Origin of the sequence: uncultured Pontibacter sp. (genome assembly GCF_947502515.1) — a bacterium.
Classification (GTDB): Bacteria; Bacteroidota; Bacteroidia; order Cytophagales; family Hymenobacteraceae; genus Pontibacter.
The window spans coordinates 1-22,092 of the sequence record NZ_CANNAI010000007.1 but is presented as its reverse complement, the minus strand read 5'-3'; the positions used below and the strand labels follow the sequence as shown (position 1 = coordinate 22,092).

The following is a 22,092-nucleotide window of genomic DNA, read 5'->3' as shown; positions in this document are numbered from 1 at the left end:
ACTTATAACCTTACCAAAGTGATTCAGTTTATTTCAGGGGAACATTTCCGTTCCCAACAAAAAAGGCCCTCCCAAAAGGGAGAGCCTTTTTTAACTCTATTTCGGCTGAGCCTTTATTTTGCCAGCAGCAACTTATTGGAGTATACCTTGTTGCCAGCCTCTACTTTGTAGATATAAGTACCGGCTGGCAGGCTACCGGCTCTGAAGTCAACACGGTGCTCACCGGCTGATTTTTTTTCTGATACCAGCGTGCGCACTTTCTTGCCCAGTATATCATACACTACAACCGTTACAGGTCCGTCCTGCTCCAGGGCGTAGCGAATGGTGGTCACTTCAGAGAACGGATTCGGATAGCTGACAAGCTTGCCTTCTTCCGAAATAGCCAGATTGGAGGTGCTCTCTGCTGCCAGCGGCTGCTCACCACTGTTCCACAGCCCGTGGGTACGCGTCACGATCACCGCGAAATCAGCGCGTGTCACATCCTGCAATGGCTTAAAACTGGCATGCAGCACCGGCTCCAGATCATAAGGTCCCTGGGTGGCGGTAAAGTAGGCGTTGATCATATTCAGCTCCAGGGCCACACTCACGTAGCCTTCCAGTCCGGCAGGTATAGCGGCGGCGTCCTCAATCGGATAGCTTTTGCCATTGTACTCCACGGTTGGTGTTTTGCCATTGCGCTGCAGGGCGTATTCCTGCAACCCCAATGCCTGCACAAGCGAGTAGGCTACTTCCGCACGATTGACTTTGCCATTCGGAGAGAATTTTCCTGGAGCCGCAGGCAGCATAATACCGTTTTGAGCATGTTTCTGATCACGCAAGGCGGCACCTGCAGCGGTTACCGATTCAGCGATCAGGTTGCGCTCTTTCACATCAGTCAGGGTATAAGCACCGCTCACCGGCAATTGCTGCCGTATACCTTCTCCCATCATCAGGTAGTCGGCCATGTCAATGCGCTTCAGCAGTTCGTCGGGCTTAAAGCCACCGCCACTCAGGCCATCAGCCAAACGGGCGCTTACTGCCAGCATGATCGACGACTCGGCAGGGTGACCCGCTATATCATTGAGACCGGAAGTGCCGGCTGCGGTCATCATGTTCACGGTTCCGCTGATCTGCTCCGGAAAGGCTGCTCCATTCAAACCAGAGATGCGCACTGTCCAGGTACCCGGCTCAGGTGAGGCCACTGCCACACCACGGTCGTAGCTCAGCGCAAACAGTACCGGTATACCGGAGCGGGTTTCGGCACCGGATGGGGAGATCAGCGACAGGTTCACCGGATTGCCGGTTTCCCCCAGTACACCAGTGGTCCTGATCTTCGCTTCGATGGCGGTAGTACCTTCTGCCACATTAAAGGTATAGTCATTCATGGCGGTGGTCGCAGGGTTATAATCTATGGTGAAATTCTCATTCACATTGTTTGCGTTCACACTGCTGCGGAACGTGCGCGTCATATTGAGCGTGGAGCCATAAGGTGCCGAGGCGCGGTAGGCTCTGTCTACGGCAGCATAGGCATTTACATAGCCTGCACCTACCTCCCATTTTTCTCTGTTCGGTATGTTGGTGGCGGTTTGCTGCAGGATTTCCTTCACCTGGTAAGGCGTCAACGTCGGGTTAGCTTCCAGTAGTAGGGCCACTATACCTGCCACATGTGGGGCAGCCATGGAAGTACCGCTCATGTGGGTATAATAAGGTACATGCGCCGGGTCCAGCTCCTGCACGTCCTTGTCAGCGGAAAGCGAAGAGACAGGTGCGATCACACGCGCTGCGATGATGTCAACTCCCGGTGAAGTCACCGTCGGACGATCTTCCCAGGTATAGGTCTTGCCGTCGAGCGAGAAAGAGCCTCCTTTGTTTTTGATGCCGCGTGAAGAGAAGTCCGCCAGTCGGCCCGACTTGTCCCCAGCCGCCACTGCGATCACCCATGGCGCTTTCTTATACTGCCCGGTAATGGTGCCCGATCCCGGACCGGAGTTACCGGCTGAGAATACCACCACGATGTTGCGGTCCACGCAGCGCTTGGTAGCCAGGGTGATTGGGTCAGCAGGGTTCACCTCCGTGCCGGTGTCACTGGTGGTGCCAAAAGAGTTGGTGATCACCCGGATGTTGTAACGAGCCTGGTTCGTGATCGCATAGTCAAAGCCGGAAAGTACGTCGAGCAGCAAGAGGGCCGCGCCAGAACCGTAACCGATCAGGTCAGCGCCCGGTGCCACGCCTTCGTATAAACCCTGCGAAGCCTGACCGGTTCCACCCACTATACCTGCCACGTGTGTACCATGACCGCCTGTGGCATCGGTGTTCGGCACATTCTCCAATATTAGATAAGGCAATAGCGACGAAACAGCGTTGAGGTTAGTGGCGGCTGTCACGTTCTGCTTCAGGTTGCGGCCGAACTGCAGGTCAGGGTGCGTGCCATCTACGCCACTATCGTTCACCACAATGCCAATGCCCTTGCCGGTTAGCGGCAAACCGCCGTTACGGCTCATAAAAACCGGTTCGGTGCGTAGCTTATCTACCCCGGTCAGGGCGGTGCCTGAATTGTTTTCATATTGAAGCGATTCGTTCAGGTAGAGAGAGAGCACGCGGGAGCTTTTGGAGAGGAGTTCTACTTGCAGACCAGTTGCCAGCACGCCGGCAATAGGCAGCGACTTGAGTGTGAGGCCTTTTGTAATACCCGCCTGGGTTAGCACAGACAGGTCAAGCAAAGTGGGTGCACTTTCACCTTTGAAAGTTACAACCACCTGCACCAACCTGGTCTTATCACTGATGGCAGCACGGAGCTTGCTGTCCATGTAGGCCTGTGCAAAAACGTTGCTTACTGCCAACAGGCTGAGCGCAACAACTGCTAAGAGTTTTCTCATAAAATAGGGATTAGTTAAACGTGTTACATAAAGTGTTTTAAGGTAAACAGACTGCCATACCCTCCAGGGATGGCAGTAGGGTGAAGAAAGAATCCGGGTGAATTAAGGTGTCGTTATAAGAAGTGTAATACGGAGGGTTATCACAGAAAAATAACATTATAAAAACAAGGTATAGCACCTAAAACAGAAAATATCAATCAAATAAGCTTTTCAAATCCTGTGTTACACCTTCAAATAATCATATCACGAATCGTGTCATAACACTAGTTCATTGGTTCATCCATCCCCCTCCCATGGGTATGTTCACTGTCCAAGATTGTTGTAGTCTTTCTAAAAAAATTACTCCCGAGGGTAAGGACCTTTGTGCCCTGATTTGTCAAATTTGCTAATTTGCAGTCGCTGCAAAACGCAGTTCATACCTTATACCTTTCATGATACAGTTTATACCCTACCCCGCACTTACGCCCGACTTGCTGCGGACATTAAATGAATGCATAACTGTGGAGTTTGGCCATGTACCCTTTGTGCAGCAGCGCAGTTGGGCCACACCGGATTGGGTGGTGCTATGGGAAGCAGATGGCGAAGTTGCCACTTTCTGTAACATTGTGGAGCGGGAAATTCTGGTAGATGGTCAGCGCCGGAAGGCAGCAGGAATCAATAATGTGATCACCCCCGCGGCGCACCGGGGCAAAGGCTACGCCAGCCAGGTACTGCGCGAAGCAAACGCCTTTCTGTTCCGGAAACTGCAGGCCGATATGGGTCTCCTGCTCTGCGCTGATGCCCTGGTGCCTTTCTATGAGCGATTAGGATGGTACACTGTAGAGTGCCAATTAGTATATGATCAGCCGGCCGGCCAGGAGGAGTATGACTCGAATGTAATGCTGCTCAGCCCAGCGCATACCAACCGACAGGCTCCTGCGCACATTGACCTGCAGGGCCTGCCCTGGTAAGCTGCTGTTATCGATATTTACTCGATCAGTATTCCCATTTTACCCATCTGGTAGTCACGCATGGCCTGCATCACCTCGGTCTGGTTGTTCATCACAAAAGGTCCGTGCATGGCCAATGGTTCTTCCAGTGGCTTTCCTGCTAATAGCAGCAGGCGGGTGTCCTGGCGGGCAGTGATGGTACAGGCCTCACCATCCTTGTTCAGGAGCGCCAGGTGCAGCCCATCCACCAGGCCATAGCCTTCGAGCATCACCTGGCCGTCGAGCAGGTAAAGCATGGCATTGAAATCAGCAGGTATAGGTATAGTGCATTGCCCACCGGCCTGCAGGGTGAGACGCAGCGCCATTACGGGGCTGGGGGTCTGTACGGGGCCTGTTGTGCCTTTGTAATCTCCTGCTACCACGGCTATTTGCACACGCTCTTCACTGATCACTGGGGTGTCATCAGCTTGCAAGGCATAGTAAGCAGGCTGTTCCATTTTGAGGGCTGCCGGAGTGTTCACCCACAGCTGCACAATCTCCTGCACGCCACCCTGCTCCTGCATTTCACGGGGAGGGCGCTCACTGTGCACTATACCCAGGCCGGCATTCATCCACTGGGTGCCGCCGGCATACACCACGCTGTCGTTGCCACGGGAGTCGCGGTGATGCACGCCGCCCTGGTACACAAAGGTAACCGGCGAAAAACCACGATGCGGGTGCGGGTCCACGCCTAGCTTATAGGGGTAGTCTGACTGCGGAATAACTGTGGTGTGATGATGCAGTAGCAGAAATGGGTCGTGCTGCTCTACCTGATTGGTGGGCAGTGGCTGCCGGAGCGGCAGCCCACCCATGTCAGTTTCCTCTGCATAAAGAAGTCGTGCGACGCTTCGGTTCTGATACATTGGCGCTGTCGGGCTATGGTTTCATCTCAAGATACGAAAATACCTGAGCCAGGGAGCCCTACCGCACTCAAAACATTCTGTTCCGGCTATTTTACCTGTTTGCAGAGGCGCTACTTTGTAGCTGGTCAGGAGATCAGGCCGCGCTGCAGGGCGTACTTAATAAGTGCAGCTGTGTTTCGGGCTTTGGTTTTCTCAAGCAGGTTTTGGCGATGGGTTTCGACGGTGCGCTTGCTCGTAAAAAGCCTTTCTGATATCTCGGCATTGGTATAGCCCTCGCCTATCAATGCCAGCACTTCCAATTCCCGCTTGGACAGTTCACGATGCGACTCTCCGTTCCCGCTCGTATGTTGTAGCTCATTCGGCAACTGCTTCACTTTACGCAGTAGTTCCAGCGTCACATCCGGGCTAATGTAGCGACAGCCTTGTGCGACAAGCTGCAGGGCACAATAAAGCTCATCTTTACCGGCATTTTTAAGGATGTAGCCAGAAGCACCAAGCTCCAACATACGGTTCACATATTTCTCGTGACTGAGCATGGAGAGTACCACCACCTTCAGCCCGGGATAGTTTTTAAAAATATGAGCGGCCGTTTCAAAACCGTCCATATCTGGCATACTGATGTCCATCAGGACAATATCTGCGTCAACTTTAGGCAATAACTCCATCAACTCACTGCCGCTGGCGGCTTCCCCTACCACTTGTACCGCCGTGTGGTCCTGCAGCAATGCTTTCAGGCCGTCACGCACTATTTTGTGGTCATCGGTGATTATAAGGTTTATCATTTTATAATTTTAAATGAGAGGCTAACATCTACCTCATGGTCCGGCATATTCAGAGCCCAGGATCGGAGCACAAAAAGTCAGAAGTGATGTAAAGAAGAAAAATGGATTGCGTCCGGTCCTAAGGCGATTTAATCTGACATACCTGCTTGCAGACAATTTTCACAATAAATAACTGAATGTACAATCGTACCTCTCGAACATTTAACTTAAATTTGAAGCATTAGTAAAAAATCATTATTTCCAGCATCATGGTATACGTATTTACAACGGAACTAACCGAAATTGAGGAGTAGATATACTTCCGATCATTACGCATACCATAGCAGGGGTATTTTGATTCGCGTTTCATGAGCTGTTGGCTACTGCAGTCGGACAGCCCAGGAAACGTTTTTGCGTATGAGAGCCAATAACACTAACCAATCACCTTATTGCGGGAGGACATGTGCCCGAAATGGTGGAGATTGGTCAACCAAAGGAAAACAACGATAGATGAAAACTTTTAGCGTTACGACAGATGCGATTGGTAAGGGAGTATTGCTTCGGTTTAAGGGAGAGCTTGACGCCAGTTCATCTGTTTACGCCGACAACGCCCTGGAGGAGACAATTGCTGCTTCGTCAGGTTTTGTGCTGATCGATTGCAGCGAACTGACCTACATCTCTTCTGCCGGCCTGGGCGTTTTGCTGGCCGCTTTTCAGGCTTGTAACCTGAAGGAGATGGACATGGTCATGGTGAACATGCAGCCTAAGATCCGCAACGTGTTCGAGATTCTGGGGCTCGACCGCCTGATCAAGTCAGCCGAAACTGTGGAAGAAGCACGACAGATGATTGCCAAGTAAATAAAAAAGGGACCGCTTTATACGGTCCCTTTTCTTTTGAACATTTCCTGGTTATCTGTCCCAGTCACTGCCGAAGTTTTGGTCAGACTGGCCCCGACGGCGCTGCTCGCGGCGGGAGTAATCGTAGTCAGAACGGCTGTAGCCCTCTGAGCTGCCGTATCCGCCTGTGCTTCCCATGGAGCTGTTTCTGCCCTGGAAGCCCTGGCCGGAGTCGCGCTGCGATCCGCTGCGCGATCTGTAGCCCGCGTTGCCGGTGTCACCGTACGGGCCACCGCTCCACGGCCCTGCCCCACTGCCGAAATAGCCGCCGCCCATAGAGCCGGAGCTGCCACTGCCGTAGTCTGAGCCGCGCGGGAAGCCCATGGAGCTACGCCCGTAGCCTCCTGAAGATTCGCCGTAACCTGAAGAGCTGCCGTAGTCACGCTGTGAGCTGCCATAACCTGTGTGCTCTGAAGCGCCGTACTCCCCTCCGCTGGAGCCGGCTCCGTATGGAGAGCCAGTGCGGCCGTAGCTGCTGCCCTGCGATGAAGATCCGTAATCAGACATGCGGCCACTGTAGCCACTACTGCTTTCGCTCTGGCCCGAGCGGTAAGAGCTGCCTTGTGAGTGCTGTGGGCTATACCTGCCCATTTGGGACTGACCGTAGCGCTGGCCCTGGCTTCCTGAAGTGCCCGAACCATACCCTGATGAGCGGTACCCGCCGCGGTCAAATTCTCCTGAATAAGGATGATGCGTACTGCCTCGCTGCTGTCTCTCTCCGCGATCGTCCTCATCTCCGGCTATACGCTCCCAGGCATGGCTGATCTTTTCTCCAATCCGGTTGAAAAAGCCTCCTTCCTCGTGTTGAGAGCGGTCGCGGTCATGAGAGCGATAGCTTCCCCTGCCATAATCATCCTGATAATCTCTTGCCATAACTGTATATTTTATTTAATTATAGAACTTATTGAATATGCATTTAGACAAAACGCGCACTTATTAAACGTTTAAGGTGGGGCGGGGTTTTACATTAACGGACTCAAAACAGCCATTTACCCAAAAGACGTACAAATACGGAAAACGAGCTGGTACAAAACACTTTCTGCTACACTACAGCTGTTTTAACTACTCATTTTTAGAAAAATCAGGCTTCATTTGAAGCCCCGGCGTTCTCCCAAAGTTCTCCTAATCCGTACTAATCTTAGGCATTGCCCTTGCGGCCCGCTACCTGTTGACACAGGCTCAAACCTGATGTGTGAAAGCAAATGAAAATACTTGAACTGAGGATCATGCGTGGACCTAACTACTGGTCTATCAAACATCCCAAAATAATTGTCCTGAAACTTGACCTGGAAGGTCTACAGGATGTGCTTACAAACGAGGTCCCACAATTTCCGGAGCGGTTGGAAAAGCTATTCCCGGGCATGTATGAGCATCGCTCGTCCAAGGGTACACCCGGCGGTTTTTTCAGGCTCGTGCGCGAAGGCACCACGTTCAGCAAGGTGGTGCAGCATATTGCCCTCGAGCTGCAGACCCTGGCCGGCATGAACAGTGGCTATGGCCGCCGCTACGCCGGCCCCGGTCCCGGAGTGGACTATGTCATCTTCTCTTACCAGCAGGAGCGTGCCGGGGAATATGCGGCACATGCCGCGGTGCGCATCACCGAACTTATGGCCAAAGGCAAAAAGCCCAGCATTGTGCAGGACATTGCCCGGTTGCACCAGATACGGGAAGACGAGTACTTTGGCCCAAGCACGGAGGCTATTGTGTCGGAGGCGGTAAGCCGCGGTATACCTTATATCAACAACCAGCGAAGCGGGCTTATACAACTCGGGTACGGCATACACCAGAAGCACATACAGGCTGCCATGACCTCCCGCACCTCCTGCTTCGGGGTGGAAAGTGCCGGTAACAAAAACGCTACCAAACTGATCCTGGAAGATGCAGGTATACCGGTGCCCCGGGGCCATATCGTGCATGATGCCGATGAACTGGAAGAGGCGGTGCAGGAACTAGGCTACCCTGTGGTGGTGAAACCGCTGGACGGCAACCAGGGAAAGGGCGCTACCATCAACATCCATACCTGGAAGGAAGCGCAACGTGCCCTGACGGAAGCACAGCGCTACTCCAAGAAGGTGATGGTAGAGCAGTTCATCACAGGCGACGACTACCGCCTGCTGGTGATCAACGGCAAGTTCACAGCCGCCGCCAAACGCACACCGGCCATGGTCACCGGCAACGGCATCTCGACCATACAGCAACTGGTGAAAGAAGTCAACAAGGATCCCCGACGAGGTATAGGACATGAAAAGGCGCTCACGCACATCAAAATAGACAAGCATACGCGCAGTCTGCTCAAAGAGAAAGGGCTGACGCTGCAGGCAGTCTTGCCGGAGGGCGAAGTGCTATACCTGAAAAGCACAGCCAACCTCAGTACCGGCGGCACAGCCACCGATGTAACGGACCTGGTGCATCCTTATAATGTGCTCATGGCAGAGCGCATTGCGGGCATCATCGGGCTCGATGTGTGTGGCATCGATGTGATGACGACCGACATTGCCATCCCGCTGCCTGAAACAAAGGGCGCTGTGATCGAAGTGAACGCCGCTCCCGGACTGCGCATGCACATCTCCCCTACTGATGGCCTGCCCCGCAACGTGGCAGAACCGATCATCAACATGCTTTTTCCGCACGGTACGCCGACGCGAATACCTATTGTGGCCATCACAGGCACCAACGGCAAAACCACCACTACCCGCCTCGTGGCCCACATGCTCAAGTTCAAAGGATACCAGGTCGGCTATACCACCACCGACGGCATCTACATACAAGACAACAAGATTATCAAAGGCGATACCACCGGATCCTACAGCAGTGAGTTTGTGCTCAAAGACCCCACCGTGAACTACGCTGTACTGGAGTGTGCCCGGGGCGGTATGCTCCGCTCTGGCCTGGCTTTCCGGCAGTGCGACATCGGCATCGTCACCAACGTGTCGGCTGACCATCTGGGGCTGGGTGATATTAATACCGTAGAGGAAATGGCCGAAGTAAAAGCCGTGATCCCCCGCACCGTATGCCAGAACGGCTATGCCGTGCTCAATGCGGATGATGACCTTGTTTTTGAAATGGCAACGGGACTCTCCTGCAAAGTGGCTTTCTTTAGCCTCGACGAAAACAACCCGCGCATCCTGCAGCACATCAGCAAAGGCGGACTGGCAGCTGTGCTTGAAAACGGGTACATCTCTATCTTCAAGAATACTTACAAGATCCGGGTAGACCGGGTGGCTGACATTCCGCTGACCTTCGGGGGCCGCGCCCGCTTTAACATCCATAATGTGCTGGCGGCAACCCTGACCGGGTATATCAACCACTTTGAGATTGCAGAGATCAGAACGGCCCTGCGCACTTTTATTCCTTCCGCAGAAACCACACCGGGCCGCATGAACCTGTTCAAACTCCCGCGCTATGAAGTACTCATCGACTATGCCCACAACATTGCCAGCATGGAAGCCATCGCCGACTTTATCGACAATGTGCAGGCCACTTACAAGATCGGCATTGTGGCAGGTATAGGCGACCGCCAGGAAGAAGACACCATCGAGATTGGCCGCATTGCGGCCGAAACCTTTGACGAGATCATCATCCGGCAGGACAAGGACCTGCGTGGCAAATCCGGAAAGGAGATCAACAGCCTGATCAAGCAAGGCATTATGGCCGTTAAACCCAACATGAAGCTCACAGAGATCAACCAGGAAACCCGTGCTCTGGCCCATGCCATGGAATATGCCCCTGAAGGTTCCTTTATTACTCTGTTCTCAGAGGATATACCGGAGTCGATCAAGCTGGTGGAGAGTTTCCGGATCATCGATCACCGGCGCATTTCCTCTCTGGAGCAGGACTCATTTTAATGCAGGGTATCTCCTACGGCGGCTGTCCCTGAACCAGGTGGCAGCCGCTGCATTTTGGGCTATACCTTGTCATAACCAGGAATAGTTCATCCCGTACTATCAGGTGCTTAATTAAACGGAAACAAACAATAATGAAAAAATTTGCGATTGCGATACACGGAGGTGCAGAATCTGTAGATCCCGGTGAGTTGGATAAGGAAAAAGAGGAAGCATACAGACAAGGGCTGGCAGAAGCGCTGAAAGAAGGGTATGAAGTGCTGGAGAAAGGCGGAAGTGCCCTGGATGCTGTAGAGGCTGCTGTCAACAGCATGGAGCGTAACGTTGTGTTTAATGCAGGACGGGGCGCTAGCCTGACACAGCGGGGAGAGAATGAATTTGACGCAGCCATTATGGACGGTAATACGCTTCGGGTGGGCGCTGTGGGCGGTGTGCGCTATGTGCAGCACCCCATTAGCCTGGCAAAGGTAATTCTGCAGAAGTGCGAACACTGCCTGCTGGTGGGTACCGGCGCCGAGGAGTTTGCCCTGGCCAATAACCTGCCACTCAAAGGCCCGGAGTATTTTATTACCCCTGAAAAAAGAGAGACCTGGCTTGACAAGCAGCAGGAAAAAGCTGAGAGGAAAGGGATGCCCGGCTCCATGACAGATACAGTGGGCGCTGTTGCCCTGGACATAAACGGTAACCTGGCCGCTGCGACTTCTACCGGTGGCCTGACACACCAGTTGAAAGGACGTGTCGGGGATACCCCCATCATCGGAGGGGGCACGCTAGCCAACAACGAGGTATGCGCTGTGAGTTGTACCGGCGAAGGCGAAGTGATCATGCGTGGTGTGCTGGCGCATGAGGTCTACGCGCTAATGAAGTATGCCGGCAACTCCTTACAGTCGGCCACTGACAAAGCCGTTCAGTTGCATGACGACAAACTTAAGGGTGACAGGGGCATCCTGGCAATGGACACTGCCGGCAAAGTAGCCTTTGGCTTTAACACCGGCTTTATGAAGCGGGGATACCATGCAGCAGACGAAGAACCTTATATAGCTTTGTGGGAATCCGAAAAGCTAAAGAAGCCTGCCAAACAAAAGGAAATGGAAAAATAGCCTCAGGCCAGGAAACAACTATACCTGTCCCGAAATAAAAAGGCATTTGTAAAACTGGTTCGGATATAGCTATCCGAAATTAAATTGTAGCAGGTCTCCAGACCCGCGCGAACCGCTTAGTAGTTCACGGGGATTATGAAATCCCCTACAGTTTACTTCGGGGTTTAAAAATCCTGAAAAGCATTAAGTGCCATTTGCTTGTATTAGCAGCCAGTCTTTCTAAAATCTGTATACCCTGGACCAGGTTGAGGGTTGAGGGCTGATCCCATACACTTCCTAAATTCTTAAAAAATTATTTAGCCCCTGCGCTTGACTTTACGTAAACCTCTATTAACTTTGAAACTCAAAGTACTTTATAATGAATCAGCAGCAAGACCAGTTAGAAGCCCTGCACGAGATCCGCAACATCATGGATCGCTCTTCCCGCTTTATCTCCCTGAGCGGATTGTCCGGCGTTTTTGCAGGCTTGTCGGCGCTTGCCGGTGCGGCTGTGGTTAAGTGGTATTTAACGCAGCACAACATCAATTACGTTAGCGACCTGGCTGGCAACTTCAGCCGCGACAACACCCTGTTTGTGTTGGCAGTAGCGGCTGCTGTGCTCATACTTGCCTTCGGTACCGCCACCTACTTTACGGCGCGCAATGCCCGCAAGAAAAACCAGCGCACCTGGGACAACCAGTCGAAGCGACTGCTGGTGAACCTGGCTATACCTTTGGCTGCCGGTGGTGTGTTTTGTGCCGTGCTGCTTTACCATGGCATACTATACCTGGTAGCGCCTGCCATGCTGGTTTTTTATGGCCTGGCCCTGCTCAATGGCAGCAAGTATACCTTGGGCGATATTCGCTACCTGGGCATCATCGAGATCATCATGGGCCTGGTGGCCTGTGTGTTTGTAAGCTATGGCCTGATGCTCTGGACGCTGGGCTTCGGTATACTGCACATTGTATATGGTGCGCTGGTGTACTTTAAATACGAACGCTAGCAGACCTGTGAAAGAGTATCTTGAAAATATAAACAAAGCCTTCGAAAGCAGGGCGCGGCTGGGCATTATGTCGGTGCTGATGGTGGACGACAAGGTGGACTTTAACACCCTGAAGGAAACCCTGCAACTGACCGATGGCAACCTGGCCAGTCACCTGCGGGCGCTGGAAGAAGCCCAATACCTGCGTGTGGAAAAGCAGTTTGTGGGCCGCAAACCCAATACGACTTACCATGCGACGGATGCGGGCCGTGAGGCTTTCAAAAGTCACCTGGATGCGCTGGAACAACTGATTTTGAACAACAGGCAGAGCGACTAAATTTTTTTTGCGGCTTTACTTTGAAACTCAAAGTACTTTAATGACACAGAAATAATTCATAACCTTAACTCAGATTAAAATGGTACAGCAACATGATTATCAAAACCAGCACTGGCAACCTGCTGCGGCAGCCAGGCGGGCACTGACAGGCGCCTCGATCGGATTAGCCTTGATCACAATTTTCTTGATAGGTGTTAAATCGCCTGACCCGGCTTGGGGCGATTTATGGATGCTTCGGCCACTGCTCATCGTTCCCATGGCTGGCGCACTCGGAGGCCTGATCAACTATATCCTGCTGCAGTATCATCACCGGTTCGGGATACACAAAGCCATCGCGGTGGTGCTCAGTGTTCTGATTTTTGTGGTAGGTCTGTGGCTTGGCTTTGTGCTGGGTCTGGCAGGCACGCTGTGGCACTAGGCGGCGGCAGCTATCAGGTATAGATCATCTTGAAAAATTAACCAATAGATTCATGAAAGCGCAAATACTATCGCACCTGAACGACCCCAACAAGTTGGAGAAGCTGTATAGGTCAGATAAAGCAGGCTTTAAGCAGGAGTTCAGCGGCTTATACCCACAGCTCAGCGGCACTGCGCTGGCTGACTTCTGGCACGCAAGACTGCACTACGAAGCAGAGGATGTTTTCTGGCGCTTCAACCGGGAGTTTCTGTTTGTGGTGATCGCCGCATTGGTGGCAGGTATACTGGTCAAGCTGCCTGCCATCTTCCCGATCAGCGAGGACTTCTACTACCCGCGCAACCTCAGCTTCTTTGTGCTACCGCCCTTGATGGCCTACTTCGCCTGGAAAAATCAACTGCCTGCATACAGTGTAGGTATCTTAACCGGGATCACGGCTATCTGTCTGATTTACATCAACGTACTGCCGGACAACCAGAGTGACACCCTGGTTCTGGCCTGCATACACCTGCCTTTGCTGCTGTGGGTACTGCTGGGCGTGTCCTATGCTGGCAACGAGCTTCACCTGGCTGACAAGCGACTCAGCTTCCTGCGCTTCAACGGCGACCTGGCCGTAATGTCGGCGCTGCTGGTCATAGCGGGCGGTATGATGACAGGTATAACAATCGGCTTGTTCGCGCTGATCGGGCTTCGGATCGAGGAGTTTTACTTTGAGTACATCGTCGCCTTCGGTTTGCCGGCTGTACCGATCGTGGCCGCTTACCTGACGCAAAACAACCCGCAGCTTGTCAACAAGGTGTCGCCGGTTATTGCCCGGATCTTCAGTCCGCTGGTACTGGTGATGCTGGTGATCTACCTCGGGGCTATTATCTATTCCGGTAAGGACCCTTACAACGACCGGGAGTTTCTGCTGCTCTTCAATGTGCTCCTGATCGGGGTGATGGCGCTGATCTTCTTCTCGGTTGCGGAGAGCACGAATCGGTCGAGCACTTTGTCAGCCGTGTGGGTGCTGCTCATGCTTTCGGTTATGACAGTGGTTGTGAATGGCATTGCGCTGTCGGCTATTTCGTTCCGCATCTCGGAGTGGGGCATCACACCCAACAGAGTGGCTGTGCTGGGCGGCAACGTGCTCATGCTGGTGCACCTGCTCATCGTCACGGTCATGCTCTTTAAAGCAGCTACCCGCAAGGCAGCCATCACCGAAGTTGGTCGCTCCATTGTGCTCTACATTCCGGTCTACTTTGCCTGGACCATCATCGTCGTTTTCCTTTTTCCGATTATGTTCGGGTTTAAGTAAGCCGCAGAAACATTCACTTCATCATCAAATCAAAAACACATCATGGAAAAAACTTTGCAAATCGGGAGTGTGGTCAGCTGGCTGTTTGGCTTCCTCTTTCTGGCAATCGGATTCATCAACACGTTTTGGGGCAACGACGCCGGCTATGGCCTGTTTATCATTATCCTATCACTCGTTTACTTCCCTCCCATGACCGCTATTCTGCGAGAGACAACGGGCTTATCTGTTCCATTGGCAGTCAAGATCATCCTGGGCCTCTTCATCCTGTGGTCTGCTCTGGGTGTGGCCGAGCTGCCTGAAAAGATCGACCTGATGCTGATGGACTTTTAGGACATCTGGAATTCGAAATACAAATCATTCTCATCATAAAAAAAAAACAGATATGGTAACGCAAAACAAAAGATTGATCGGCATTGTGCTCGGCGTGGCACTGCTGTTGTGCATCCCGCTAATTGCGATGCAATTCACAAGCGAAGTAGACTGGGATCTGCGTGACTTTGTGATCATGGGCATCCTGCTGCTCAGCACCGGACTTGCGGCAGAGTTTGTCATCCGAAAAGTGAGAAATAACGAATCTCGGCTCGTTATCATCGGAATCATTCTGCTGGTTTTCTTCCTCATTTGGGCTGAGCTGGCTGTTGGCATCTTTGGAAGTCCATTTGCGGGAAGCTAAACAGTAACCTTATGAAAGCGCATAACCTGACATTTCCCCTGCTCGGATGGTTTTTCGGCAGTGTGGTAGCTGTAGTAGGTATACTGAACCTGGTGCTGGTGCACCCTGTGCCGGGCATCGCCTACCTGCTCCTTTCGCTTGTTTATTTTCCGCCAGCCAATGTATACCTGAAGCGACATTTGGGCCTCTCCATTCCGGTAGTGCTCAAAGTGGTGCTGGCCATTGTGCTGTTCATGTTCACGCTGGGCGTGAGTGACCTGGGCGACATGATCGACAAATTGTAATCAGATCATAAAACTTGTGAAATGGGGGTGGTTTGCAGCACGTGCTGTTGATCACCCCCATTTTATAGCAGAAATTACTATGGATGCTTGACACATGGCCGTATCTTTACGGTAGAAAATTGATTGATCAAAAAACAATTTTACATGGACAGAATAACAACTGATATATGCATTGTGGGTGCAGGTCCGGTGGGCCTGTTTGCTGTGTTTGAAGCCGGCTTGCTCAAAATGCGCTGCCACGTGGTGGACGCCCTGCCCGTGGTAGGTGGCCAGCTGGCCGAGATATACCCCAAAAAACCGATCTACGATATACCTGGTTTCCCGTCTATACTGGCCGGTGAGCTGGTAGACAACCTAATGAAGCAAATCGAGCCCTTCCACCCGACCTTTACCCTGGGTGAGCGTGTGGAGGAGCTGGACAAGCAGGAAGACGGCTCGTTCATTGTGCGCACTTCCGAAGGCACTGAGATTGCCTGCAAGGTAGTGGCCATCGCAGGCGGACTGGGTTCGTTTGAGCCGCGCAAGCCGGCCATAGAAAGCCTGGAGAGCTTTGAAGGCAAAGGCGTGACCTACATGGTGCGTGACCCGGAGCTGTTCCGCAGCAAGAAAGTGGTGCTGGCCGGCGGCGGCGACTCTGCCCTGGACTGGGCGATATACCTGGCCGGTGTAGCCGAAGAATTGACGCTGGTACACCGTGGCTCTACCTTCAGGGGAGCGCCGGAGTCGGCTGAGAAAGTACTGACCCTGGCCGAAGAAGGGCAGATCAAACTTCTGCTCAAGTCGAACGTGACAGACGTGCAGGGCAACGGCAAAGTAGACGCTGTGACTGTGCTGATCGACAATAAGGACGAGCACAAGATCGAGACCGACTACTTCATTCCGCTCTTCGGGCTGGTACCAAAACTGGGGCCGCTTGAGAACTGGGGGCTGGAACTGGAGAAAGGTGCCATTGTAGTGAATACCTTCGACTACTCCACCAACATACCGGGCGTATACGCTATCGGCGACATCAACACCTACCCGGGCAAGCTTAAGCTGATCTTGTGCGGCTTCCACGAGTCCGCTTTGATGGCCCAGAGCGCTTACAACGTCATCTACCCTGACAAGAAGTTTGTGCTGAAGTACACGACCGTAAACGGCATACAGGAGCTGAGCTAATGGAGGAGCTGATCAACATACACGTGGAGCTACCCGACGGTAGCCGCGTGACGCTGGAGGCTCCGACTGACATGGGCCTGTCGGTGATGGAAGTGATGAAAGCCAACGAGCTGGACGTGCCGGCCATTTGCGGCGGTATGGCCATTTGCGCCACCTGCCACGTGGAGGTGCTCGAAAGCGGTGAGTTGCCAGAGCCTGGAGATGACGAAGCCTACATGCTCGAAACCCTGCCACATGCCACTGCGACCAGCCGTCTTTCGTGCCAGCTGCGCGTGAACCCTGACCTTGATGGGCTGGTGGTGCGCCTGATGCCGGAAGCGTAGTAAGCTATACCTTATCACTGGAAATTTGGAAAGCCATACCTGCACAGGGTATGGCTTTTTGTTGCGCTATACGGACGCACGCTACCTGGACAGGCCTAAGCGGCTTCGGCCCGCCGAGGGTGCGACCATACTGGCTTCCGGGCACGCCTCTGACCCACTGCCGCGCGTGACGGCCCTGCCTGTAGTGCGCCTGCAACCTCTTCAACACGAGGAAAAGACGCTTATTCAGCTCTCTTTCCAGTACAGCAAGGAGATCTATACCTGCCTCTGGCGCTTCAGCGGCTGTACCTGGATCAAGGAACTCAAGTGCTTTGCCATGCCCAGTCAGAGCCACCACATCCATGAGTTGCTGGACGCGTTGGAGGGCACGGCGCAGGTATGGCTGGCCCAGACAATGCAGCTACGGGACCTGGCTTTGCAGGTGAGGCTCTGGGAGCAGGGTTACGTGCAGGGGCCTGCCTATTTAACCTGTCCACTTCCCTTTGTAGAGAAGCTTTTCCTGCTCAACTACTCCATGAATACGATCCGCACCTACCACGCGCTGCTGCTGCGCTTCCTCAACGGGCACAGCACACTGGGGCTGGGGCAGATAGACGCTTTCTCTGCAGAGGAGATCAACCGCTACCACCGGGGCATGGTGCAGAGCCAAAGGTATTCCCACTCCACCGTGAGCCAGTCGATCAACGCCGTCAAGTTCTACTACCAGCGGGTGCTGGGCCGCCACAGCGTGCGGCTCGAGGAGGTGGAGCGGCCCGAGAAGCCGAGTCGCCTGCCTCAGGTGCTCAGCAAGCAGGAGGTGCAGCGCATCCTCGCCGCCACGGAGAACCTGAAGCACCGCTGCCTGCTGCAGCTGCTTTATGCGGGCGGGCTCCGCATCGGAGAGGTGATCAATCTGAGGATCAGTGACGTGCAGTCGGACCGCAACCTGCTCTTCATCAGGGGTGGCAAAGGCAAAAAGGACCGCACCACGCTGCTGTCGCAGAAGCTACTCGAGAGCCTCAGGGCTTACTACAAGGTATACAGGCCCAAGGTGTGGCTCTTTGAGGGGCAGACGGGGGGGCAGTACACGGTAGAGAGCATCCGCAGCGTGTTTCGTGCAGCCAAGGACAAAGCCGGGGTGAAGACGAAGGCCACGCCCCACACGCTCCGGCACTCCTTTGCCACGCACCTGCTGGAACAGGGCACCGACCTGCGTTACATCCAAACCCTGCTCGGGCACCGCTCCAGTAGAACAACAGAGATCTACACCCACGTGACGAGCTATGCGCTCGATAAAATCACGAGCCCGCTGGATTGTCTGTAGGATTATTGTATATTAGCTAAAGAAAATATAAAACGATGAAAGAAGGGAAAAACGGTCAAAATGGTGCTTTCAAGATGCCGATAAAGGCGAATTCCTCCTTCGCACATAGTGCCAATAACCGTATGTTCACGCTTTCGAGGTAGTTGTGCATAATGCAAAGTAGAATAGGTGGCAATAAGAACTTAACTAATTGAATAGATAGTGATTTGGATTAAACATTCTATACTTGTTACCTTTTGTTTTCTCTTAATGAGCTGCAATGGTCAAAATAGTCAAAACACTGAGTATTTCGAAGGAACAAGAGCATACGAACTTGCAAAAGCAGTAGAAAGGGGAGACACATCTATAATCAGAGAACTGGTAGAGAAGGATTCAACCTTGTTAAAGGTGCATGATCCTGTAACTGGCTCCAACTGTCTTTCTTTAGCTATTGATTTAGAACAATTCGGTTCCTTTAAGAAGCTGCTTGAATTAGGAACAAACCCTAATGCTATTAACCCATTGACTCAATACAGTGTTCTGATGGAAGCATTTCAACCTTTCGGGAATCAGTTTGAGTGGAGAAGGGAGCATAAATATGCAAAACTACTGCTTGAGCATGGAGCCAATCCTAACTATGCAGTGGAGAGAGATTTTATCAATGAGAAAGGACATCACATTAGCGCTACATCCCCTCTAATGGAAGCCTCTGAATATGACTTGGACGCTGTTAAACTGTTATTGAAATATGGTGCTAACCCGCATAAAAAGCTTCAAGAAGACCAATCCACTCCTTTCTCAAGAGCTGTCAGAAGAGGAAAAATTGATATTGTCAATTTTTATATAGACTCGGTTAGGGTAGATGTGCATCAGCCAATGGCAACAGTTATCAGGAAACCTAAAAATGAAAGAGTCACCTTTTATATTCAGGACTATGTTGTAAATAAATTTACTAAGGCAAGATTAACAGGAAACACTGATGAAGTTGAAAGGCTAAAAAGAGAAAATCCAGATATTGAAAAAGCTAATGAAGATTTATGGCAGTTAATCCAAAAACTAAAGGGGTTGGGCGTAAATTTCAAAGATTATAACTATAAACTAATCTGAAAAGCACAATCGCACAACCCAGTGCATACTCAACCTTTCGCTGGCGCTTAAGGCTTTGTATGCACCAAACGTTAGCGGTCAGGCTAAGACCGCACTATTATAATTAAATTTTAAAATATTTATAATATGGCAAAATACATAGCAAAATCTACAAACTCACTATCCTTTTACCTGACTTCTGACGATGAAAAAATTGGAAAACTAATCTATGAAAAGTGGTATGCTTCCAATGCCGAAATAAAAACATCTAATGGTGCTAATTTTCATCTTAAGCCAAAAGGAATATGGAATTCCAAAATTGAATTAAAGGACGGAGAAAAAACTCTATTAGAATTTAAACTTGGTTGGAATGGAATACTAATAAAAACCTCTTTTCAGGATTCAGAAAAGAGCTATTCATTTCGCACAAAGGGATTTTCAAGCAACAAATTTATACTGACTGACTCCGAAAAGAAAGAGTTATTAGTTGCCGAAATGGATACCAAATTAGATAATCTTAATTATAAGTACTCAATTAGAACAACTGAAATATTTGAGAGTTTCAGAAATAAAGATATTTTGGTTTTAGCATTATTACATTGTATTAATTACTACATCTATATAACAACCATAGTTTCAGTAAAATAAAGCCCGAACCGCTAACAAGGCATATAAAAATTAGGCGAATTACTGCTAAATTTAAAGCTTTTGGATCGTATCAGACTATGTGCTTAATCGAAAGTGTCATGCTTCGTAATCGCCTACTTTTCATATACTAACCGTTAGGGGTAAGTAGTAATTATTAGAAAAACTTAAAACATCAATGGGGATTCTAGACCTTTTATCAGAGTTGCCGATCTTTCTTTCATCATTTGACGATAGAGCTAGGAAAAAGAAAAAGAGCATACTTAAAACTTTCTCTGTTTTACTATGTATAGTCGGGGCTTTCTGGTTGATTATTGAACTACAGACTATTAAAGAGTTAGTAAACCCGTTATTGTTTCTCATCTTAAGTGGAATGGTCAGTTTAGTAATAGCTTTACTTTTGGTTCTAGTGTTATATATAATCAGGGTACTGAACTCTATAACACCAACCGACTTTGTGCTTATAGTATTGGCTCTTTCACTTAATCTGGTCTGCATAACAAGTTACCTTAATAGGAAGAGTGACTATAAACTTATGGAAAGAGTGTCGGCAGTAGTAGGAGAAGAATACCTAACCCCTAACAAGGTATAGCACAAAGGCTTGCTGACGCTGCGCCACTTGCTATACGAACACCGTTATGCTTAATGTAAATCAAGAATGAAAAAAGCTGTATTGCTTACTCAACTTTATCTACTGCTTACGCTTGTTCTGTTCTCGTGTGAATCAAAAGACGACGCAGAAGTAGGAGTGCCTTCTACAGAAGTTGAGAAAAAGCAATTAGCTGCAAGTGCCGATACATCAGAAACACATGTATGCCCTATTGAAATACCTTGCTATCAACTAACGGACGACAGTGTAAATCCACTCAGTCTTCAAAAAGATTATCATGGCTTAGTTGTTCTGAAAGCAGAGTATGATAGGGAAAGCCTAAAGTTCAACAAGTATGAAATCATGGTAGCTAAGCTCCGCTTTAAGGATAACGAAGAGCCTTTAACCTTGACTGAAAAAGAATTATCTCAACTGCTGCCAGTATTGATTAAGCACGTTGAGTACATTCAGTTGAGAAGAAACAGTCAAGAAGGGTGTACAGAACCTTCACTGTTCTATTTGCCAGTCAGGATAGAATAAAAAACAAATAGCATAACAAAGTACATAAGCCAAGCCGCGGCTACGCCTTGCTCGCTTTATGTACCAACCGTTCTCAGTAATTTTAAGTATGAAATTTTACTTCACTACAGTTGTCTTAATTCTTTCAATGGCTTTGGCTTGTAAAGCACAAGTGTACACAGTAGAAAATCTAAAAAAGAGAGTAATTGCTAAATATAACACACAACCTGACTCATTAAATTTCTGTGATTTTGTAGTAATTGATGGAGTGCCTTACTCTTTTTCAGATATTGAGAATGGGAAAAAAGAATTAACAGCTGAAGAGCTTAGAGTTTTCTTATTTGTAAAGGCACAGCAATTATCACCACATATGAAATGTGACTGGCTGTTGATATTAGGTTCTGGGGAATATCAGAAAAAGAAAGCAAAAAAGGAGCTACTCAGTAAGTTGAAAGAGAACTTAAACTCATGCGCTTCTGGACTGACAATCTATGATAAGTTTGACAGTTGTATGGCTGTTGTTGTGGGTGGTAAGGCTCTGAACGAAGCCGAGAGTATTCAATTAGTAAAAAAATTAAAGGCTGGAAGAATCGCTTATATAGCTTTATACCAAAATGCTAATCCTGACTACTATGGATATAGAGCGAGAAACGGCATAGTGGAGATATTTCTAAAAGAATAACTGCTGAGAACAAGGTACAGGCTCCATACTCGGCTACGCCTTGCTCACAGCCTGTACTAAACGTTATGTGTAATCATGAAAGATGAAAATCTCGCAATACCATTAATATTGACAGCCTTTTTGCTGGTGTCGTCTTTTGTGCCTGTAATTCAAATTTTGCTGATTTATCTGAATACTGCACTTGTGTATCCAATAACAAGAATAGCTGGAACAGATAGTATGGCTGTGCATTTTATTACAGATGGACTTCTTGCCATAGTTACCTTGTTTAGCTTCTATTACTCCAAGAAAACAATCTGGAAAATTATTTCAGCCATTGGTTTTACACTCTTTGTTTTGCCAATGTTGGTTTATGCAACAGAAGGGGTATTTAACGAAGAAGACAAATACTATCTGAGATTCATGTTGTTCGGAATAATAGTAGGTATACCATTGATACTGGTAGGGCTATTGAAAATGAAGAAAGAACGTCTTCACATAACAACTAAGGCTTCGTTGGGTACGGAGTGCCGACAATGAAGCCGCGGTTGCACTAACCGTGCGACGCGCTATGGG

General features: G+C 50.1%; 23 protein-coding genes. 19 read left to right on the top strand and 4 right to left on the bottom strand.

Features of this window, described 5'->3' with window-relative positions; genetic code table 11:
• Positions 1-113 precede the first annotated feature (113 nt).
• Positions 114-2,855, bottom strand: a complete 2,742-nt coding sequence (locus tag Q1A54_RS16495) for a S8/S53 family peptidase (protein WP_299990378.1) — start codon at positions 2,853-2,855, stop codon at positions 114-116.
• A 431-nt stretch (positions 2,856-3,286) separates the two neighbouring features.
• Here Q1A54_RS16495 and Q1A54_RS16490 point away from each other — a divergent pair, with 431 nt between their 5' ends.
• Positions 3,287-3,805, top strand: coding sequence for a GNAT family N-acetyltransferase (locus Q1A54_RS16490; protein WP_299990376.1), 519 nt, complete (start codon positions 3,287-3,289; stop codon positions 3,803-3,805).
• A gap of 17 nt (positions 3,806-3,822) precedes the next feature.
• Here the strand turns inward: Q1A54_RS16490 and Q1A54_RS16485 are convergent, their stop codons facing one another.
• Both Q1A54_RS16485 and Q1A54_RS16480 read right to left on the bottom strand, forming a co-directional pair.
• Positions 3,823-4,686: a pirin family protein gene (locus Q1A54_RS16485; RefSeq protein WP_299990374.1), complete on the bottom strand. Its 864-nt coding sequence runs from the start codon at positions 4,684-4,686 to the stop codon at positions 3,823-3,825.
• Between the two features lie 125 nt (positions 4,687-4,811).
• The gene (locus Q1A54_RS16480) at positions 4,812-5,468 is read right to left on the bottom strand and encodes a response regulator transcription factor (protein ID WP_196120932.1); all 657 of its coding nucleotides are present in this window, start codon (positions 5,466-5,468) and stop codon (positions 4,812-4,814) included.
• Positions 5,469-5,957: 489 nt separating this feature from the next.
• Between Q1A54_RS16480 and Q1A54_RS16475 the strand changes: the two genes are divergently transcribed.
• Entirely contained in the window at positions 5,958-6,305 is a 348-nt protein-coding gene (locus Q1A54_RS16475; RefSeq protein ID WP_299990371.1) for an STAS domain-containing protein, read from the top strand.
• Between the two features lie 51 nt (positions 6,306-6,356).
• On the opposite strand, the gene Q1A54_RS16470 is transcribed toward Q1A54_RS16475, so the two are convergent.
• Positions 6,357-7,217: a hypothetical protein gene (locus tag Q1A54_RS16470; RefSeq protein WP_299990369.1), complete on the bottom strand. Its 861-nt coding sequence runs from the start codon at positions 7,215-7,217 to the stop codon at positions 6,357-6,359.
• 329 nt (positions 7,218-7,546) lie between these two features.
• Between Q1A54_RS16470 and cphA the strand changes: the two genes are divergently transcribed.
• From cphA to Q1A54_RS16385, 17 genes are all read left to right on the top strand, one after another.
• The gene (cphA, locus tag Q1A54_RS16465; protein ID WP_299990367.1) at positions 7,547-10,189 is read left to right on the top strand and encodes a cyanophycin synthetase; all 2,643 of its coding nucleotides are present in this window, start codon (positions 7,547-7,549) and stop codon (positions 10,187-10,189) included.
• 131 nt (positions 10,190-10,320) lie between these two features.
• Positions 10,321-11,286, top strand: a complete 966-nt coding sequence (locus Q1A54_RS16460) for an isoaspartyl peptidase/L-asparaginase family protein (RefSeq protein WP_299990365.1) — start codon at positions 10,321-10,323, stop codon at positions 11,284-11,286.
• Positions 11,287-11,644: 358 nt separating this feature from the next.
• On the top strand, positions 11,645-12,268 hold the full coding sequence (locus Q1A54_RS16455) for a hypothetical protein (protein WP_299990363.1): 624 nt from the start codon (positions 11,645-11,647) through the stop codon (positions 12,266-12,268).
• A gap of 7 nt (positions 12,269-12,275) precedes the next feature.
• On the top strand, positions 12,276-12,584 hold the full coding sequence (locus tag Q1A54_RS16450) for a transcriptional regulator (RefSeq protein ID WP_007660395.1): 309 nt from the start codon (positions 12,276-12,278) through the stop codon (positions 12,582-12,584).
• 79 nt (positions 12,585-12,663) lie between these two features.
• Complete coding sequence (locus tag Q1A54_RS16445) at positions 12,664-13,002, top strand: potassium transporter KefB (RefSeq protein ID WP_299990360.1); 339 nt, start codon at positions 12,664-12,666, stop codon at positions 13,000-13,002.
• Positions 13,003-13,054: 52 nt separating this feature from the next.
• Positions 13,055-14,296, top strand: a complete 1,242-nt coding sequence (locus Q1A54_RS16440; RefSeq protein ID WP_299990358.1) for a DUF4153 domain-containing protein — start codon at positions 13,055-13,057, stop codon at positions 14,294-14,296.
• Positions 14,297-14,338: 42 nt separating this feature from the next.
• Positions 14,339-14,626 (top strand): hypothetical protein, encoded by a 288-nt coding sequence (locus Q1A54_RS16435; RefSeq protein ID WP_299990356.1) that lies wholly within the window; start codon positions 14,339-14,341, stop codon positions 14,624-14,626.
• Between the two features lie 52 nt (positions 14,627-14,678).
• The gene (locus Q1A54_RS16430; RefSeq protein WP_299990354.1) at positions 14,679-14,969 is read left to right on the top strand and encodes a hypothetical protein; all 291 of its coding nucleotides are present in this window, start codon (positions 14,679-14,681) and stop codon (positions 14,967-14,969) included.
• An 11-nt stretch (positions 14,970-14,980) separates the two neighbouring features.
• A complete protein-coding gene (locus Q1A54_RS16425; protein ID WP_196120923.1) occupies positions 14,981-15,253 on the top strand; it encodes a hypothetical protein in 273 nt (90 codons plus the stop codon).
• 144 nt (positions 15,254-15,397) lie between these two features.
• A complete protein-coding gene (locus tag Q1A54_RS16420; protein WP_196120922.1) occupies positions 15,398-16,411 on the top strand; it encodes an NAD(P)/FAD-dependent oxidoreductase in 1,014 nt (337 codons plus the stop codon).
• Positions 16,411-16,734, top strand: coding sequence for a 2Fe-2S iron-sulfur cluster-binding protein (locus Q1A54_RS16415; protein ID WP_196120921.1), 324 nt, complete (start codon positions 16,411-16,413; stop codon positions 16,732-16,734). Before Q1A54_RS16420 ends, Q1A54_RS16415 begins: the two co-directional genes overlap by 1 nt.
• Before the next feature lie 25 nt (positions 16,735-16,759).
• Entirely contained in the window at positions 16,760-18,037 is a 1,278-nt protein-coding gene (locus Q1A54_RS16410; RefSeq protein WP_299990349.1) for a tyrosine-type recombinase/integrase, read from the top strand.
• Positions 18,038-18,238: 201 nt separating this feature from the next.
• The gene (locus Q1A54_RS16405; RefSeq protein ID WP_299990347.1) at positions 18,239-19,123 is read left to right on the top strand and encodes an ankyrin repeat domain-containing protein; all 885 of its coding nucleotides are present in this window, start codon (positions 18,239-18,241) and stop codon (positions 19,121-19,123) included.
• A gap of 126 nt (positions 19,124-19,249) precedes the next feature.
• On the top strand, positions 19,250-19,750 hold the full coding sequence (locus Q1A54_RS16400) for a hypothetical protein (RefSeq protein ID WP_299990345.1): 501 nt from the start codon (positions 19,250-19,252) through the stop codon (positions 19,748-19,750).
• 655 nt (positions 19,751-20,405) lie between these two features.
• A complete protein-coding gene (locus tag Q1A54_RS16395) occupies positions 20,406-20,876 on the top strand; it encodes a hypothetical protein (RefSeq protein WP_299990343.1) in 471 nt (156 codons plus the stop codon).
• 88 nt (positions 20,877-20,964) lie between these two features.
• Entirely contained in the window at positions 20,965-21,537 is a 573-nt protein-coding gene (locus Q1A54_RS16390; RefSeq protein ID WP_299990341.1) for a hypothetical protein, read from the top strand.
• Between the two features lie 75 nt (positions 21,538-21,612).
• Positions 21,613-22,056, top strand: a complete 444-nt coding sequence (locus Q1A54_RS16385) for a hypothetical protein (RefSeq protein WP_299990339.1) — start codon at positions 21,613-21,615, stop codon at positions 22,054-22,056.
• Positions 22,057-22,092 lie beyond the last annotated feature (36 nt).

Coding starts and splice junctions, on each gene's coding strand:
- Q1A54_RS16495 (WP_299990378.1), bottom strand. CDS start 2,855: ATGAGAAAACTCTTAGCAGTTGTTGCGCTCAGCCTGTTGGCAGTAAGC.
- Q1A54_RS16490 (WP_299990376.1), top strand. CDS start 3,287: ATGATACAGTTTATACCCTACCCCGCACTTACGCCCGACTTGCTGCGG.
- Q1A54_RS16485 (WP_299990374.1), bottom strand. CDS start 4,686: ATGTATCAGAACCGAAGCGTCGCACGACTTCTTTATGCAGAGGAAACT.
- Q1A54_RS16480 (WP_196120932.1), bottom strand. CDS start 5,468: ATGATAAACCTTATAATCACCGATGACCACAAAATAGTGCGTGACGGC.
- Q1A54_RS16475 (WP_299990371.1), top strand. CDS start 5,958: ATGAAAACTTTTAGCGTTACGACAGATGCGATTGGTAAGGGAGTATTG.
- Q1A54_RS16470 (WP_299990369.1), bottom strand. CDS start 7,217: ATGGCAAGAGATTATCAGGATGATTATGGCAGGGGAAGCTATCGCTCT.
- cphA (WP_299990367.1), top strand. CDS start 7,547: ATGAAAATACTTGAACTGAGGATCATGCGTGGACCTAACTACTGGTCT.
- Q1A54_RS16460 (WP_299990365.1), top strand. CDS start 10,321: ATGAAAAAATTTGCGATTGCGATACACGGAGGTGCAGAATCTGTAGAT.
- Q1A54_RS16455 (WP_299990363.1), top strand. CDS start 11,645: ATGAATCAGCAGCAAGACCAGTTAGAAGCCCTGCACGAGATCCGCAAC.
- Q1A54_RS16445 (WP_299990360.1), top strand. CDS start 12,664: ATGGTACAGCAACATGATTATCAAAACCAGCACTGGCAACCTGCTGCG.
- Q1A54_RS16440 (WP_299990358.1), top strand. CDS start 13,055: ATGAAAGCGCAAATACTATCGCACCTGAACGACCCCAACAAGTTGGAG.
- Q1A54_RS16435 (WP_299990356.1), top strand. CDS start 14,339: ATGGAAAAAACTTTGCAAATCGGGAGTGTGGTCAGCTGGCTGTTTGGC.
- Q1A54_RS16430 (WP_299990354.1), top strand. CDS start 14,679: ATGGTAACGCAAAACAAAAGATTGATCGGCATTGTGCTCGGCGTGGCA.
- Q1A54_RS16425 (WP_196120923.1), top strand. CDS start 14,981: ATGAAAGCGCATAACCTGACATTTCCCCTGCTCGGATGGTTTTTCGGC.
- Q1A54_RS16420 (WP_196120922.1), top strand. CDS start 15,398: ATGGACAGAATAACAACTGATATATGCATTGTGGGTGCAGGTCCGGTG.
- Q1A54_RS16415 (WP_196120921.1), top strand. CDS start 16,411: ATGGAGGAGCTGATCAACATACACGTGGAGCTACCCGACGGTAGCCGC.
- Q1A54_RS16400 (WP_299990345.1), top strand. CDS start 19,250: ATGGCAAAATACATAGCAAAATCTACAAACTCACTATCCTTTTACCTG.
- Q1A54_RS16395 (WP_299990343.1), top strand. CDS start 20,406: ATGAAAAAAGCTGTATTGCTTACTCAACTTTATCTACTGCTTACGCTT.
- Q1A54_RS16390 (WP_299990341.1), top strand. CDS start 20,965: ATGAAATTTTACTTCACTACAGTTGTCTTAATTCTTTCAATGGCTTTG.
- Q1A54_RS16385 (WP_299990339.1), top strand. CDS start 21,613: ATGAAAGATGAAAATCTCGCAATACCATTAATATTGACAGCCTTTTTG.